Below are 17,791 nucleotides of genomic sequence, written 5' to 3' on the forward strand. Positions count from 1 at the left end.
CAGGATCAAAAGAGTTTCGGGGGCGCATCCTTGGGCTGGCGCATGGCAACAATACCGGTGCGAAACCCTTCACCAATGCGATCCGCCAAGGCTGCCCATTGCCGGGCTTGAAGGTCGGGCAGTTCCGCCTGCAGTATCTCATGAAATAGGCCCAGCCATATTGAAAAATGCTCCGCCTTTACATCCGGGCGGGAGACATGCACCCGCATTGGATTGCCGGAGTAACATTTCTCCCGCAGGATCGCGTTACGCCAGAAGGCCTCGATTTTGGTTTCGTGTTCTGGCCAATTGTCGACATGCGCCGCAAAGACGGGCCCCAAAACCGGATCCTTTCGCACTGCGGCGTAAAAGCGTTTCACAACATGAGAAATCTCTTCTGCTGTAATCTCGAAACGGGCGAGGGTGTTGGATTGCATTGTTGTCTACCTGGCTGTGAATGCCCGTTTTGCCAGAATTTCCATTCAAAGGCGATGCGGCATTCCGATAGGTTTCAGGCATTGCTTTCAGTGCGCTGCTTTGGGCAAGAAGTTGAAATTTTCATTACATAATCTGTTGCAGGTGATCAGGCAGTCGTTAAATCGCTCCTTCAAAATGAGTTTTCCGTGAATTCTTGTGAATGTACCCTCGGCAGATTTTAACCGTTTGTTACATTGTCGATAAAAATTTGTTTTCAAATGCACGTAACCCGTGAGCGATTTCAGGGCTCACGGGAGAGAATTGTGGCTTATACTTTAGAACTTCTTCACATTGCAGACCAAGAGGCCGGTAGTGCGGCGATTGTGGATGCACCTAATCTGTCTGCGGTCCTGAATGCACTGCGTGCTGAGGGTGTGGCGGACGGAACGATCACCTTGTCTTCCGGTGACGCATTCATTCCCGGTCTTTTCTTTGACGCATCGGCCGAGGCGTTTGGTTCTGTTGGTATCGCCGATATCCAAATTCAAAACGAGCTTGGCATCGAAGCCATCGCATTGGGCAACCACGAGTTTGACTTTGGGACCTCAACCCTTGGCGGGTTGATCCGTGGCGATGCGGAAGGTGAAATCCTTGGGGCAGATTTTGAAGGTGCAAATTTTGCCTATCTGTCCACCAACCTTGATGTGACCACAGATGCCAATTTGGCAGACCTGTTTGTTGCTGGCGGTGCGGCACCTGAAGCCAATACCATTACCACGTCGGTTGTTCTGGAAGAAAACGGTGAACTGATCGGTGTTGTCGGTGCAACCACTCCGACCTTGGCCTCAATCTCCTCTCCGGGTGGTGTCTCGATTCTGCCAACCGAATTTGATGGCACCCCAACCGATTCGCAACTTGATGCATTGGCCGCAGAAATCCAATCTGAAGTGGACGCGCTTCTGGCTGACAACCCGACTTTGAACAAGGTTGTACTGTTGGCGCATATGCAGCGTATCGACATCGAGTTGGCGCTGGCTGAGCGCCTCGAGAATGTTGACATCATCGTCGCTGGTGGCTCCAACACGCGTCTGACTGATGAAAATGACCGTTTGCGCGATGGCGACACCTCTCAGGGTGAATACCCGCAGTTTGTAACCAACGCCGGTGGCACCGACACCGTGGTTGTGAACACTGACGGCAGCTACAAATATGTAGGCCGTCTGGTTATCGAATTTGACGACGAAGGCAACATCGTTGCTGACAGCTATGATGCCGACGTGTCCGGTGCATATGCAACCGACGCACAGGGTGTTGCGGACCTTGGCGCTGAAGGTCTGGTCGACGCCGAGATCCAAGAGATTGTTGACGCGATCGAAGATCAGATCGTCGCAACTGAATCCAACGTCTTTGGTGTGTCCAACGTCTTCCTGAACGGTAACCGTTCCGGGACCGGTGAAGAGCTGGATACCGATGGTGTGCGGACCCAGGAAACCAACCTTGGCAACCTGACCGCAGATGCAAACTTGGCGGTTGCGAAAACCTACGACAATGACGTTGTGGTTTCGATCAAGAATGGCGGCGGCATTCGCGCAAATATCGGTGAAACAATCGTGCCTGCTGGCGGGACCGAAGCGGTCCGCTCCGCAAACGAGGAAGTCATCGACAGCGAAGGCAATGTTGTTAAGCCCGAAGGTGGCATCAGCCAGAACGACATCCAGACCACTCTGGCGTTCAACAACAACCTGACCCTCCTGACACTGACCCGCGCAGAGCTGGTTGAGGTTCTGGAGCACGGCGTGAGCGCGCTGCCAAGCGTTGACGGCCAATTCCCGCAGCTGTCGGGCATCCGCATGTCGATCGACGAGACCCAGGAAGCGGGTTCGCGCATTGTGAACGCGGCAATCGTTGACGAAGAAGACGGCTCTATCATTGCACAGCTGGTTGTAAACGGTCAGCTGGCCGGTGACGCATCCGAAAGCTTCCGCATTGTGACCTTGGGTTTCTTGGCCGGTGGCGGTGATGACTATCCGTTCCCGACAGGTGATGCGGCGAACCGGGTTGATCTGGACGATCTGGATGGCGACGGCGAAGAGGATGGCCGCCTGACCGGTGCGGCAACTTTTGCCGAAGACGGCACCGAGCAGGATGCGCTGGCAGAATATTTGGCCGCGAATTTTGGTGACGTAGACAATGCCTTTGACGAAGAGGATCTGGGCGCAGGTCTGGACACCCGCATCGTTCAGCTGGAGCAGGGCGGCGTTAACTTCTCAGTTGAGACGGATGCTCAAGTTATCCGCTCCACTGTGTTGTTCTCCGGGCAAGGTGTTCCAAACGAAGATGACGACGAAGGTCGTTCTGAAATTGTTGCAACTGAGGATGGCCGCGCTTATGTGACCAACGCTGTTGATGACACGATTGATGTCTTTGACATCGAAGCAGGTGAACTGCTGGCAACCTTCGATCTGACAGAAGTTGAAGGCTACGCTGGCGTTCAGTCGGTTGCGGTAAAGAACGGCATCATTGCGGTTGCGATTAACCTTGAAGACGACGAGACCGGCGACAATGCTGATGGCCGTGTCGCCCTCTTTGACACAGATGGCGAGCTGCTGAACTCTGTCACCGTGGGTAACTTGCCAGATGCTGTTACCTTCTCGCCCAATGGTACAACAATTATCGTCTCCAACGAAGGTGAGCCGGGCGACGAGGTCGACCCTCTCGGCACCGTTACCCTGATCGATATCAGTGAGGGTGCGGAAGCGGCCACCACTGTTTCTGTGGACTTCACCGAGTTCAATGGCCAAGAAGACGACCTGCGCGAAGAAGGTATCCGCATTTTTGCAGGCGAAACCGCCGCACGGGATCTGGAACCCGAATTCGCAGCGTTCTCCGAAGACGGCCAAACGGCGTTCATCTCGTTGCAGGAAAACAATGCAATCGCGGTTGTCGACGTTGCCACCGGGTCGATCACACGCCTGTTCTCTGCGGGTACTCAGGACTTTTCTGAAGTCGCAACTGATGTGAATGATGACGACGAAATCTATAACCCAGCGACATTCGAGAACGTTGTAAGCCTGCGCCAGCCGGACTCCATTGCCTCCTTCGCTGTAGACGGAACCAACTACATCGTCACAGCCAACGAAGGTGACTCTCGTGATGAGGACTTCCGTGTGGAAGACTTCCTTGAGGGGGATGTTTCCTATGATATCGACGGGGACGGCGAAGAAGAGGTCGTAACCATTGATGAGAGTGTGGATACCACTGGTCTGGAACGTCTGCAGATCTCGGCCATCGACGGGGACACGGACGGTGATGGTGATATCGATGTTCTGCACGCCTTTGGTGGTCGGTCTTTCTCGATCTTTGATGAGGAAGGCAACCTGGTCTTTGATAGCGGCGCAGATTTTGCCCGTATCACAGCCGCACTGAACGCGAATGGGTTTGTGGATGGTCGCTCTGACAACAAAGGCACCGAGCCTGAATCAGTTACCATCGGTAAACACGACGGCCGCACATATGTCTTCGTTGGTTTAGAGCGCGACAGTGGCGTTGTGATTTACGATGTGACAGATCCGGAGAGCTCTCTGTTTGTAGAGTATATCGCACCGGGTTCCGTTGGTGTCAGCCCTGAAGGCCTGGCATTTGTTTCTGCGGAAAATTCCACAAGCGGCCTGCCTCAGCTTCTGGTGTCTTACGAAGTGGATGGCACCACGATTGCCTATGATCTGGCACTGGGTCTTGATCAAGTGATCGACGGCACGAGCTCTGCAGATGATCTGGTCGGCACCATAACGGATGACGAGATCAACGGTCTTCAGGGCGCCGATCTTCTGAGTGGCCTGCGCGGTCAAGATGAAATCAACGGCGGTGCAGGTGCAGATACCGTGAATGGCGGCGCTGGTGACGATGTGTTGAGAGGCAACCGCGGCAACGACGTCCTGCGCGGCGGGAATGGTAATGACACCGTCAACGGAAACCAGGGGGATGACCTGCTCCGTGGCGGGAATGGCCGTGACCTGGTGCTGGGTGGATTGGGTGATGACAGCCTACTCGGCGGGAATGGCCGTGACCTGGTGCGCGGTGGATTGGGTGATGACACCCTGGGCGGCGGTGACGGTCGCGATACGCTTAGTGGCGGTAGCGGTGATGACAGTGTTCGTGGTGGTAACGGTAACGATATCCTGCGCGGCGCCAGCGGAAATGACGAGCTGCTGGGGGGCACCGGTGACGACCGCCTCTTTGGTGGCGTTGGCAATGATACGCTGCTGGGCGGATCTGGAGATGATGTCCTGATTGATGGCCAGGATGTTGACATTCTGACCGGTGGCGCAGGGGCTGACACCTTCCGTTTCGTCGCTGACGATGCTGAAGATACGGTCACTGACTTTAATTCAGATGAAGACCTCCTTGACGTCTCAGCCTGGGGTGTCGAGAGCTTCGATGAACTTGAAGTCGCCTTCGAAAGCGCGGCGCGTGTCACCGTTACCGTTGATGATGAAACCTTGGTGGTTGAAGGTGACAACCTGCGACTGAGCACCTTTACAGAAGATGATTTCATCTTTGCCTAAGGACAAGGCCCCGGCACCACACGCCGGTGATTGAAAACAGCAACGCCCGTCCTTTGGCGGGCGTTGCTTTGTCTGTATCTTTACGTCCGCGGCTTGCTGGTCAGTAGATGGAAATCCCGGCTTTCTTAGGTGGTTGAGCGCCGGGGGTGAGCTACCCACCAACCATTGGGCAGGAACCGCCACAATCCGTTTGGTGGATGCAGCTTTGCTGTGGTTGCCGCGGTGCGATAGGCATCCTCAAAGCCCGGATTGCGAGATCGCGTGTCATGCGAATGATCACTGCCCAGCCGACCACCGGTCGGGACTGCAGATTCGGGAGCACAGAGAGATACAACCAGCCTTCAAGTGTCCATACATAGCTGATATCGCCCGCCCATTTCTGGTTCGGGAGGTCAACGGTGAAGTCCCGGTTCAACAGATTGGTTGCAATGTTGAAGGCGTGGCTACTGTCTGTGGTCACCTTGTATCTCTTCGACCTCTCAACGCGGATGCCATTCTCGCGCATCAATCTGTCGACGCGGCGATGGCCAACGTTTAAGCCCATCTCGTTCAGTTCTTCGGTTATGCGTGGGAGGCCATAGCTGCCCAAACTGAGCCGGAATTGCTCCTTGATGCGGACCAGCACCACCAGATCGGTTCGCTGTGTTTGACTGGCCGGGCGGCGGCGATACGCGCGCAGGCCACGTTCACTGACATCCAGCACGTCACACATCCGCTCGGTGCAGAAAGCATTACGATGTTCTTTCCCTCTCGGGATCATGCTATGCATGACCCTGCCGGGCAGTGGATGAACCTGAGCCTCACGGCTTTTGGCCCGCGAAGAACTGCGTTGTCTTTTTTTTTATCTCCCTCTTGCTGCGGGCAAACAGTCCCCCGTACTGTTTACTGATCCTTGCAAGTCCTTGAGAATGCGGTTCTCCCTTCGAAGCCGTTCATTCTCTCACGGGCAAGGTCCAGATCCTTGTTAGGCATCAACTCAGTGTCGCGATGCGCCGTTCCCATTTGTTCAGTGTCGATAGTCCGACGCCCAAGTCTGATGCGACCTGCTTCCTTGTAAGCCCACTTGTCAACGCGGTCCGCACCGCAACAGCGCGGAATTCGTCCGTACGTTGTCGTCCCGCTCGCCATTGTGCTCGAACCAATGGCGCACAATGCTCGATCTCCTTTGCTGCAATAAATGCTATCAAGGGCACGGCATTAAACCTTGATCGGTCGATGACTGATCACAATGATTGGGCGGAGCTTAGGATGAGATGCGCACCCCTTACCATGTAAGAGCTTCAATCTGCCGTAGTTTCGTGACGATTTTCCCAGGTTTCAGCCGCTTGTTTGTCATGTATTTCATCCGCTTCCCTAAACATAGCGGAGGGTCACTTCATTGGTGGAAGACTTAAAAGACGCCATATGATGCCGTTCATGCTATACATCTGCTGACCCGTGTCTTGCCACATTCACAAAACTCAAAAAAGCTTGAAGCGGAGCTGTTCTTATCTGTGTTGATGACCTTCTAGGTTGTGCTTTATCGGTTATTTGTCCTGAGCCTTCTGTATCTCTGATCAGCTATTGTTACCCCATCACCGGGCTTGGCGAAGATCGGTGATGGGGCGATGTATGGCGTCTGAGCCTTGTGGCCTGACCACGTTTGCTAGCGAGCCAGCACCGTCTCTCTTCATCATCTCGAACAGTTGAAAGTAGCCGGTCAGGACTGCTAAGCAGAAGGACGAGAACATGGATACGGTAACACAGGCTGCAATCGTTGGCATAGATGTCAGCCGCGATTGGCTGGACATTCATTGTCTGCCAGGTGGGCAACGACAGCGCCTGCCCAACACTGAAGACGGCCACGCGCAGATTGTCGAATTGGCGGCTTCACACAAAGCGCTTGTGTGCTTTGAGGCGACCGGTGGTCAAGAATGGCGCTTGTGGTCTGCCCTCGATGCGGCAGCAATCACAACGCGACAATTGCCGCCAGCGCAAATCAAAGCCTTCGCGGCCAGTCGCGGCACGCGGGCCAAGACGGATCGGATCGACGCGGAATTGATCGCGCGTTTCATGGCGTTTCGCCCTGATGCTGGGCGCGCCCTCCCACATGAAAAGATACGTCTTCTCAGAGCGTTGACATCCAAGCGCGGGCAACCCGTTGAAACACGAAAACGGCTTCTGGCTCAGATTAAGGCGCACAGAAAGTTAGGATCGGCGGACTTTTTTGAGGCCATGGATGGTGAACTCAAGACCATGCTGGATCGTCAGACTGCCGGGCTCGAAGCTCAGATCGAACAGACCATCGCCAATTATCAAAGCCTCGACAATGCCGCCGACATCCTGCGTTCCGTACCCGGCATCGGTCCGGTTGCCAGCACGTTGTTAATCGCGGAAATGCCTGAACTCGGCCAGATCACCGGGGAACAAGCCGCCGCGCTCACCGGGCTTGCGCCAATCGCAAACGACAGTGGAGGCATGCGTGGAAAGCGTGCCATTGGCGGAGGACGACGATTGCTGCGGCATGTGAACCGCCCCGGTTTTACCGGAGACTGTAGAGTTCGTATTTCAAGCAGCGATTTTGTGTGACTTCAAGGCTTCTTCGTATTTCTCCTCAGCTTCGATTGGCGTGATGTATCCGAGCGGCGCAAGCAGGCGTTCCTTTGTCTGACGTCAGCGCCTATGGGTCCAAATAGCGGGATTTGCTAAGAGAGTGTTTGTTGCTCATCGTAGCCACTGAGGAGTGGAAGATGAGAAAAACAACGAAGAGCCCTGGCGAAAAAATCGTCAAAGATATCAAGCGCGCCACGCGCAAACATTATTCCTCTGAAGAGAAGATCAGGATCGTGCTTGATGGCCTGCGTGGCGAGGACAGCATTGCTGAGCTGTGCCGTCTTGAAGGGATCTCACAAGGCATCTACTACAAATGGTCCAAGGACTTCATGGAAGCGGGTAAAAAGCGGCTTGCTGGGGACCTGAGCAGGCTGCGAGCACGGACGAGGTCAAGGCACTGCGTCGGGAGGCTAAGGATCTCAAAGAGGTCGTCGCAGAGCAGACGCTTGAATTGCGTCTTCTCAAAAAAAGCATGCTCGGGGATGGGGGCGACCACGAATGAGGTATGCCGCATCAGAGAAACTGGAGATCATCCGGCTGGTCGAAGAAAGCCACCTGTCAGCGCGTCGGACGCTGGCTAAGCTCGGCATTCCCCGCACCACATTCTACCGCTGGTACGACCGGTATCTGCAGCGCGGCGAGGCTGGATTGCGGGATCAATCTCCCACGCCGAAGCACGTCTAGAACCGGGTCCCCACTGAGGTGAAACGCAAGGTTGTCGATCTCGCGCTCAAGGAAACGGAGCTGTCGCCACGCGAGTTGGCGGTGACCTTCACCGATCAGGAACGCTACTTTGTGTCGCAATCCACGGTGTATCGCACACTCAAGGCGCATGACCTGATCACCAGCCCTGCCTTCATCGTGCTCAAGGCAGCCAATGAGTTCCAGCATAAGACGACGGCTATCAACCAGCTTTGGCAGACAGACTTCACCTATATCAAGGTCCTTGGTTGGGGCTGGTTCTATCTCAGCACGGTTCTCGACGATTACAGCCGTTACATCGTCTCGTGGAAGCTCTGCACGAACATGCGCACAGAGGATGTGACAGATACTCTGGATTTAGCGATGCAGGCATCTGGCTGCGACCGGGTTCATGTCGTTCACAAGCCGCGCCTGCTGAGCGACAACGGTTCGAGTTACGTATCAGGTGATCTTGCAGAATGGTTGAAAGACAAAGGCATGAAGCACTCGCGCGGCGCGCCATATCATCCGCAAACCCAGGGCAAAATTGAGCGATGGCATCAGACGCTCAAAAACCGCATCTTGTTGGAAAACTACTTCCTACCGGGCGATCTCGAAGCTCAGATTGAAGCCTTCGTCGACCACTACAATCATCAGCGCTATCACGAGGGCATCAACAACGTCACACCCGCTGACGTCTACTTCGGACGTGACAAAGCCATTCTAAAACAACGCGAAAGAATCAAACAAAAGACACTCGAAACGCGACGCTTGCATTACCGCAAACACGCCGCATAATCAAACCAATAAGATGAGCCAAACTCTCTCTTAGATTAAGCCGCTCTTGGTCCCAAAAACCCTGACGACGGACAGCCAAGGGCTGGGCCATGTTTTGCAGAATATCCGCGACGCGAAGGCTTTGATACAAACCATTGGCAATGTGCTGGAAACGATTGGCAGCCTGAATGGAGCTGCAGAAGAGGTTCAGACGATTGCAGGTAACTTGCAATCGGTTCTGACCGTAGTTTCCAAGTTGGGAGGGGTTCTTGGGGCAACATTCAAAGGCGCGGTCCGGTCCGTCGACAAAGGACTTGAGAACATCAAAGAAGGTGCTGAACGGCTGGCCAAGCGCACCGAGGATGTCAGCGAGTTTGCAGAAGAAATGCAGGCGGTAATCGAAAAGATTGTAGAAGTGATCGAAGAAAACTTTGAGCCACCATTGGTCGAGATGATGGACGAGGCGAGTGATACGCGGGACGTCATCATACTGAGCGAGGAGGCTGTCGAGACCCTTTTTCGCCCACAGGGCGGCGGGATCTTCGTCACAGTAACCGCAGATCAGGCACTTGCACTGCGAGCCCGCCTGGACGCGGCTGCTGCGCAGCTCTCCGACTATGCCGAGGATCGGGCCGCCGCGCAGAAGGAGGCTTCCCAAAGCGATGACCTTCCCGGTGCAGCCTTCACTGATGCTATTGCCCCGCTGACCAGCGCGGATGCCCTTCAGGACACGCTGAAGGTTATCAACGACGCAAATGACGCCGTTCAGACCGTAATATCCACCATCGGTTTTCTGGCCAATCCGCTGGGGGCTGTGGCCTCTGTGATCCGGCCGATCGAACCCTTGCTCAACGCATCAGGTTTGATTTTCAAGTTTACTGTCGAGCCGGTCATTAACTCGATCCTCGAGGCCACCGGGATCAACAAGATCTTCGACAAGTTCACTGCGTTACTGAGCGATCTGACCCCCGATCCCGATGGCATCGAGTTCCTGGGCACGCAGGTCACAGTCCTGTTGGATATGTTCCGCGAAGCCATCGAGGGTGAAGCCGTGCGTCGTACGGTTCAGGAGGGAAATGAAGAGGAGGGTGTTCCCGGCGTCGGTGGTAAGCCGCAATCGAGCCAGGAAACCAGCGAGGCCCAGCAGGCTCTGAATGGGGCTCTGACTGATGACGTGCTCAGCCGGGTGGCGGAGGCCGTTGCAGACGGTATCCTTGATCGGGCTTTCTTTGATCAGGTCATGGGCGATCTGCGTAGTCATAGTCTGGGCGACGGAGAGGGCACGGTCTTTGTTGCAGATGCAGCCGCGGGTGATGAAGCCCTCCAAGGAACCGAAGAGGATGACGTCTTTCTCGATGGGGACACGTCCAGTCATCTGCAGGGTAACGGCGGAGACGATGTCTTCCTCATCCATGGGGGCAACGATACCGTTGATGGCGGAGATGGTGACACCGACATCGCGGTTTTCAACTACGATCTCACTGATTTTCGCTTTGCCCCGCAGGAGGATGGGTCGCTGGTCCTGTATCACTTTAACCCGGACGCCGCGACCGAGTACCAAGGTCGAAACGAATTCGACAATGTCGAACTGTTTCGCTTTCGCGAAATAGATTTCAGCGCGGAATCACTTGCCGCGGCTGTACAGCTCGAACCGACAACCCCGAACTTTCTCGGTAGCGATGCAAATGACATTGTACTTGGTGACCTGACTTCGAACCTGATTGAAACCGGTGGCGGGAGCGACTTCATCAATGCAGGTGGTGGCGCCGATACCATCCACGCCGGTGCGGACAAGGACATTGTTGTTGTAACGGGTGAAACAGCGCAGGCCGATGGCGGCGAAGGCGTTGATGTGCTGTCCTTCTCCGGCCAAACCGACGGGTTTAACGTGAACCTGAACACGGATACCCGGTTTACCAACTTTGAATATGTGATTGGCAGCGACGGGGATGATACTTTTGCCGGCGGTGACGAGGCGAACTCATTCCTGGGGAATTTCGGTGATGACCTTCTGAAGGGAAATGGAGGAAACGACACAATTAACGGGAACGCGGGCGACGATACATTGGTCGGTGGCACAGGGCAGGATATGCTGATCGGCGGCAGCGGTAACGATCTGTTCCTTGATTATGAGGCAGGGGAGAATGCCGATGGCGGTGCAGGCGAGGACACGCTGGATATCTCCGACACCACGGCGGTTGAAAATTTCGAACTGGACTTCACGGGTGATCACCTGACCAATCTCGAGCATGTGCGTACCGGCAATGGCTCCCACACCGTTATCTTTGGCGCCGACATAAAAAGCGTGGTGACCCAGAATGGTGCCGATACCATTCACGCCGAAGGCGGGGCCGAGGGCCTTACCATCGAAACCGGCGAAGGCAGAGATCGGGTCAACCTGACCCTCGACAACGGTATCGAGGGCCTCAACCTGGGTGGAGCCAACGACATTGTCGAGGTCTCGGGTCGGGTCGGCGACGCGGACTCTGCCCAGCTGACCATCAATGGCGGGCGCAACCGGGATGCGCTTACGTTCAGAGACGGTATCACCGTGGATCTGACGGGCACAGGTAGCAGCCTGGTCGGTACCGCCCGCGGCGAAACAAGCAATGGCACGCTCGAAGACGGCACATCCGCACTCAACATCAGCCAAGTCGAGGGGCTAACCATGTCGAGCGGTGACGACCAGGTCGACGGGACGATGAGCCATGTCAATCTTGTCCGAGGACGGGATGGCAACGACCGGATCGACCTCTCCGGGCATACCGGCGAAGGCGACGTTCTGGGCGGTGGGCTTAGACTCGAGGGGAACTCAGGCGACGACCAGCTGTTCACCAACGAAACCATCGACAGCAGGCTGGATGGCGGCACCGGCGACGATACCCTTGATGCGGCCTCGGGGTTTCAAAGCTCAGACAAGACCATTGTCATGCAGGCGGGCGACGGCGACGATGTGCTGCGCGCCGGGGCCGGGATCAACGTGATCGACGGCGGCGCGGGCATCGATACCCTGTCTTATAAAGAACATGTCGCGGCGGTTGAGATCGACCTTGAGCGCGGCGAGGCGGTGGACAGCACCGGCCAGACCGACACTTTTGAGAACATCGAAGTGTTTATCGGCTCGGGCCTGAACGACACCATCACTGGCAGCGCAGAAGACAATGTGATCGACGGCGGCGCGGGCGATGACACGATCCGGGGCGACGTCGGTGACGACAATCTCATCGGTGGTGCTGGCGATGACTCCCTTCTGGGCGGCGAAGGCAAAGACACCCTGCGCGGCGGTGATGGCGATGACGCTCTTTATGTCACCTACAGCGACCGTGTGGCTGCGGGGGAGGCCGACCGGATCGACGGCGGCGCGGGCAATGATGGTGTGATTTTCCAGGATGAGGGCGGCAATGCCGAGGGCGTTTTGGTCAACCTGGCAACAGGCCGGGCGCAGGTCATCGACCAGGCGCCGACCATCGCGGTGATGTCCGGGATCGAGAATGTCACCGGCACCTCGCAGGCGGATGAGATCCTTGGCGATGATGGCGACAACGCGCTGAACGGCGGCGCGGGCAACGACGTGCTTGCAGGCGACAGCGGCAACGATCTCTTGTTCGGCGGCGACGGCAACGACGAACTGGTGGTCAGCGGCGGATTTGATCGGGTCTTCGGCGAGGACGGCTTGGACGCGGCAGCGATCTACCTGATTGAGGATGCCGAGACCGGGCAGACATCGGACATCCGCTATGTCAGCGACGGCGAGAGACTGACGGTTGAGCATTTCATCCTTGACGGTGACGGCAACAAGACCGTTCTGGGCGTGGCTGAGTTCGGCACCGATGTGGAAGAGGTCAGGATCTTTGCCCCGGTGGAAACCGACGAAGGCAACACCGACACGCCAGCCGAACCGGAGCTGCTTGAGACCCGCTCCACGGCGCAGCTGATCGCCGACAACGTGACGGATGAGGTTATCCCCTTCCCGGAGGAGGCCTCCGACCCGATCACCCCCGAAGCGCAGGCCAACGAGGACGGATCGCACACGGTAGTCCTGTCGACCGGTGAAACGGCGACGGTGACAGTGCCGGACCAACGCAGTTTCACGCTCACCACGCGCGATTTGAATGGTGACATCCTGTTCGAGCAGACCTTCAGCGGATCTGTGAGTTCCCGAGTAGCGGCAATAGAGCCTTTGGAGAACGGTCAATTCGCCTTGTCTTTCGACGTGTTTGACGGACCAACAGATTTGAAACTTCAGATCTACGATGCGGAAGGGCTGGTTCGGGAAACTGCCGAGGGCGACGACATTCTTGTAGCTTTCGCTGATCTAAACTGCGTAGATCGCCAGATTGTCGCGCTCCCTGACGGCGGCTTCGTGATCCTCGACGAACGTGGGGGCTTTCAGAGACGGATCAACGCATTGATCCTCGATGAAGACCTGAACCCCGTCGGTTTTGAAAGACGTCTCATCAACCAATCAACCACGTCGGGGTCGAACACTCTGCTCCCCGCGGCCGATGTGCTGGAAAACGGCAACATTGTCATCACGACCGCCGATAAGGACGGGCGCGACTCGGATCTGCAGATCCACATCTTCGATATCTCCAGCGGCGAGTTCGAGCAGGTGACGCGCAGATTTGTCTCGGGCTCCAACGTCGGCAACACGGTGCGGCAGAACGATGTCGTGGCGCTGGATGATGGCGGCTTTGCCATTGTCTGGAACGACACCCACAATAGCAACCGGATGTTCGTGGAACGCTTTGATGCGGATGGCAATAGCCTGAGCGGCAGACAGAGACTGCCCGTCGACGGGCGCCCCGAAGACATCAAGCTGACCAATCTGGGCGGCGACGGCATTCGCCTGTCGGGGGACGGGATCGCGGATATCGACATCGACCTGAGCCAGACCCAGCAGCGCTTTGACAATAGTTCCGAGCTGATCGAGGGCGGCGCGGCCAACAGCTTTGTCAATGCGCTGGGCGGCCATGACACCGTTCTGTCCGGTGGTGGCGATGACCGGGTGATTGCAGGCGACGGCAATGACAGTGTTGTGGCCGGCGCGGGCGACGATACCGTGACCGGCGGCAAAGGTGTCGATACCTTGCGCGGACAGTCCGGCGATGATGAAACTTCGGGCGATAACGGGAATGACACCCTGATCGGCGGTGGTGGCGATGACACGCTGGACGGCGGCGCGGACAGTGACCTGCTAAGGGGCGGCACGGGCAATGACAGCCTGAACGGTGGCACCGGCAGTGACAGCCTGCTGGGCGGTGACGGCGACGACACCTTGGATGCAGGTAACGGCCTTGATACCCTGGATGGCGGCACCGGCGACGATCTGTTGATCGACGGGTTGGGCCAGACCAACTTTGTCTTCTCGACCGAACGGGCGCTGAACGACGGTACCGGTGTGGAGATCGGCCAGACCCTGGGCTTTGGCAATGACACGATCGATGGCTTCTCCTTCGATCTTGACCGTATCGACCTACGTGGGGTCGAGGGCATCGACAGCTTTGACGATCTGACGATCACCCAGGACGGCGGCGATACCCTGATCGACACCGGCGTCGGCACGATCCGGGTGCTTGATACTGATCACCGCGAATTCGGGGTGTTCGATTTCCTCGGCCTGGACGCGCCCACGAGCAGCTCGATCACCGCAAGTCACTTCAACCTTCCGACAACCGGAGACCGCCTTCTGGACACGATCGATTTTGATGCCGATCCTGTCTTTGTGGAGCAGCTGACCGAAATCAAAGAAAGCACCAATGGCACGTTCTTCGAAGGTGGGCGGAGTAACTTCTTCGCCGTTGAGTACGGGGGGATTTTTGTTGCCGAACAGGCCGGCAGGCACAGGTTCTTCCTGACCAGCGATGACGGCTCTGAGCTGTTCATCAACGGCGTTCGGGTGATCGACAATGACGGCCTTCACAGCGCCCGCGAACGCTCGGCCTCCATCGAGCTTGGCGAAGGCGCCCACCATATCGAGCTGCGGTATTTCGAGGCCAGGGGCAGCGCGACCGTGGATCTTGATGTTGCCCGTCCCTTCGAGGGGCGCACGCAACTGTTCTTCGAAGATTTTCGGGGCGATGAGACAGACAACGTGCAAAACGGCAGCAGCCGTGCCGAGACCTTCCAAGGCGGCGCTGGCAATGACACGATCAATGCAGGCGGCGGCAACGATATCCTTGATGGTGGCTCCGGCGATGATGTCCTCGACGGTGGCGCAGGCGAGGATGTGGCGGTCTTTGCTGGCAGCATAGGCGACTACACGTTGACTCGCGACGGCAACGAGGTCGTAGTCTCGGGCGGTGGTGAAGGGGTCGACCGGCTCCGGAACATCGAAACGCTGCGCTTTGAGGCAGATGGCAGTGAAGTGGATGCAGAGGGCAGCGCAGATCTCGGCGTCGCGTTTGCCACAGCCAACGTGGCGCTCACGGGTGCTGTTGTCTCCGAGGTCATCTTTGGCACGGTTGGCGACGACGTCGTAAACGGGGATGGCGGTGATGATATCCTTATCGGTGGTCTGGGCAATGACACGCTGAACGGTGATAGCGGCGATGACGAGCTGAACGGCGGCAGCGACGATGACCTGCTGAAGGGCGGTGCTGGCGACGATGTCGTGCTTGGGCGTTTGGGCGATGACAGTCTAGATGGCGGCGACGGCAATGACAGCCTTGATGGCGGTGGTGGCGATGACCTGCTATTTGGCGCCGCGGGGAACGATACCTATGTCTTTTCCACCCAACGGGTTGGCGATTTCGGGACAGACACCATCTTTGGATTTACCTTTGGACAAGACAGGATCGACCTGAGCGGTGTTGCCTCGGTCAAAGGCTTCGAAGATTTGACCATCACCCAGGACGGCAATACGGCCGTAATCGACACCGGGGTGGGCACTATCCGGTTGTCGAGTGTTGTAGCTGATGACATCCGTCCCTTCGATTTTGTTGGGCTCGACAAGGTCATGCTCAACGGGATGACGGCGCGCTTTTTCAACGTGCCAAGCGGCACGCAACTGTTGGATCAAATCGATTTTCGCGCCGAGCCGATCTTTGAGGAACGGGTGAGCGAGATTAGCGAAGCCACCACTGGCAGCTTCTTCGATGGTGGGCCAACCGACAACTTCGCCGTGCTCTACCACGGGGCATATCTTGCTGAAAAGGCCGGAACCTACCAGTTCAGCCTGTCTAGCGACGACGGAGCCGAACTGTGGATTGACGGTGTTCAGGTGATCGACAATGATGGTGTCAGCAGCGGCCGCACGTCAGACGTCAGTGTCGACTTGAGCGCCGGCTCCCACACCATAGAGCTGCGCTACTTCGAGGCGCTGGGGGCTGCATCAGTCGAGCTGGGCGTGACCAGACCTGGCTCCACTGCAAGCGAGGTGATCGATTTCACCCCGGTTCTGAGCACTGATCCACTGTTGCTTGAGGGTGGCTCCGGCGATGATGCTATTGAAGGGAGCGGTGCAAATGATACCCTGATCGGCAACGGTGGCGATGATACCCTTGATGGCGGTGCAGGGACGGATCTGGCGGTCTATTTGGGCAGTATCGACGACTATCAGATCAAGCGTGATGGCGATGATGTGGTGATCTCGGGCGGCGGTGAAGGGTCTGACCGGCTCCGCAGCATCGAGCGGCTGCGCTTCGAGGAAGATGAAGGGCCGGATGTCGTCCTGGGTATCACTGAAGCCGGAGAACCTGTTGTTGGCGAAAATACAGCCGGGATCGCTTTCGGATCAAATGGTGACGACATCATCAATGCCCGGGGTGGTGACGACACGGTTCACGGTGCGGGCGGTCATGATGAACTGAAGGGTGGCAACGGGCACGACCTTGTCCATGGTGGCACGGGCGACGATCTCCTGTACGGCGGCCGGGGCGCGGATAGCCTGAGTGGTGGCCGGGGTGACGATACGATCCGCGGCGGCGGTGGCGACGACACTCTCCGTGGAGGCCCCGGTGATGATCTCCTGTACGGCGGCCAGGGAGATGACGTTATGACAGGTGGCAACGGTGAGGACGTCTTTGTTTTCAATGTCTTCACGGAGGGTGAAACAGACCATATCACGGACTTCGAGGATGGTGAGGACGAAATCCTGATGCGCTTTGTTGATCCTGAAACGGGGCAACCCAATCTGGACAATGACGGCACGCGCCTTGAGGATTTTGTCGATGCGCTTGATATCACCGATGTCGATGGTGGAGCACTGATGAAAGTCGCAGGGCACTCGGTCCTGATCCACGGTGTCAAAGCGGTTGATCTAACGGTTGATGATTTTCAGTTTTTCTAACCTGTCAGTTTGAGCTGATTTCTGGGGCCGCGTCTTGAGACACGGCCCCTATTTGTTCGGCTCAAGACACAAAGCCAGCAAATGACGATTGCGGCACGGGTGATTGCTTGCAGCAAACCTTCAGGCACCTGTTGTACCCTGATGCCACGCGCCTTTGAATACATTCCGGCAGAACTATCGCCAGATCATCGATCACGATCACACACGGCTCTACCGCGTTCAGCACCTCTGAATGGTCTACCAGATCAATCTATCCCCCGACGCGGAGCGGCCTGAACTCCAGGGCATTTCCGGATCGGCTCATGGAACAGGTTAGGCCTGGATCTTCCATTGGCCTTTGGAACGGTTCGCCGGTGCATCGAGCGGTTTCAAGCGGACGTCGCAGCGGTTTCAAATTGGAGGTTGTGATGAGAAACGGCAAAACGCGCATTAGAGCGCAGCACATGAGGTAAACTCGCGCCGCATCACTCGTTCAACGCGACGCAGACCT

4 protein-coding genes and 2 pseudogenes are annotated in these 17,791 nt (G+C 56.7%); 4 read left to right on the forward strand and 2 right to left on the reverse strand.

All coding sequences use genetic code 11. The annotated features are described in order from the left end of the window. Window positions 1-5: 5 nt before the first annotated feature. On the reverse strand, window positions 6-416 hold the full coding sequence (locus ACXAEW_RS10530) for a group III truncated hemoglobin (RefSeq protein WP_474941279.1): 411 nt from the start codon (window positions 414-416) through the stop codon (window positions 6-8). 303 nt (window positions 417-719) lie between these two features. Here ACXAEW_RS10530 and ACXAEW_RS10535 point away from each other — a divergent pair, with 303 nt between their 5' ends. Continuing rightward, window positions 720-4,961 (forward strand): choice-of-anchor I family protein, encoded by a 4,242-nt coding sequence (locus ACXAEW_RS10535; RefSeq protein WP_474941280.1) that lies wholly within the window; start codon window positions 720-722, stop codon window positions 4,959-4,961. Between the two features lie 178 nt (window positions 4,962-5,139). On the opposite strand, the pseudogene ACXAEW_RS10540 reads toward ACXAEW_RS10535, so the two are convergent. Then, a pseudogene (locus tag ACXAEW_RS10540) lies at window positions 5,140-6,103 on the reverse strand (IS3 family transposase); the annotation flags it as partial. 586 nt (window positions 6,104-6,689) lie between these two features. On the opposite strand from ACXAEW_RS10540, the gene ACXAEW_RS10545 reads away from it, so the two are divergent. The 3 genes and pseudogenes from ACXAEW_RS10545 to ACXAEW_RS10555 all read left to right on the forward strand — a co-directional run bounded on the left by ACXAEW_RS10545 (window position 6,690) and on the right by ACXAEW_RS10555 (window position 17,301). After that, complete coding sequence (locus ACXAEW_RS10545; protein WP_474941281.1) at window positions 6,690-7,529, forward strand: IS110 family RNA-guided transposase; 840 nt, start codon at window positions 6,690-6,692, stop codon at window positions 7,527-7,529. A gap of 161 nt (window positions 7,530-7,690) precedes the next feature. Continuing rightward, window positions 7,691-9,032, forward strand: a pseudogene (locus ACXAEW_RS10550) (IS3 family transposase). A 46-nt stretch (window positions 9,033-9,078) separates the two neighbouring features. Further along, entirely contained in the window at window positions 9,079-17,301 is an 8,223-nt protein-coding gene (locus tag ACXAEW_RS10555; RefSeq protein WP_474941282.1) for a PA14 domain-containing protein, read from the forward strand. Window positions 17,302-17,791 lie beyond the last annotated feature (490 nt).

The sequence above is a fragment of the Epibacterium sp. ABZ3_068 genome, assembly GCF_056159265.1.

Excerpts from the sequence above, each read along its gene's own strand:
- ACXAEW_RS10545 (WP_474941281.1), top strand. The coding sequence starts at position 6,690 with ATGGATACGGTAACACAGGCTGCAATCGTTGGCATAGATGTCAGCCGC.
- ACXAEW_RS10530 (WP_474941279.1), bottom strand. The coding sequence starts at position 416 with ATGCAATCCAACACCCTCGCCCGTTTCGAGATTACAGCAGAAGAGATT.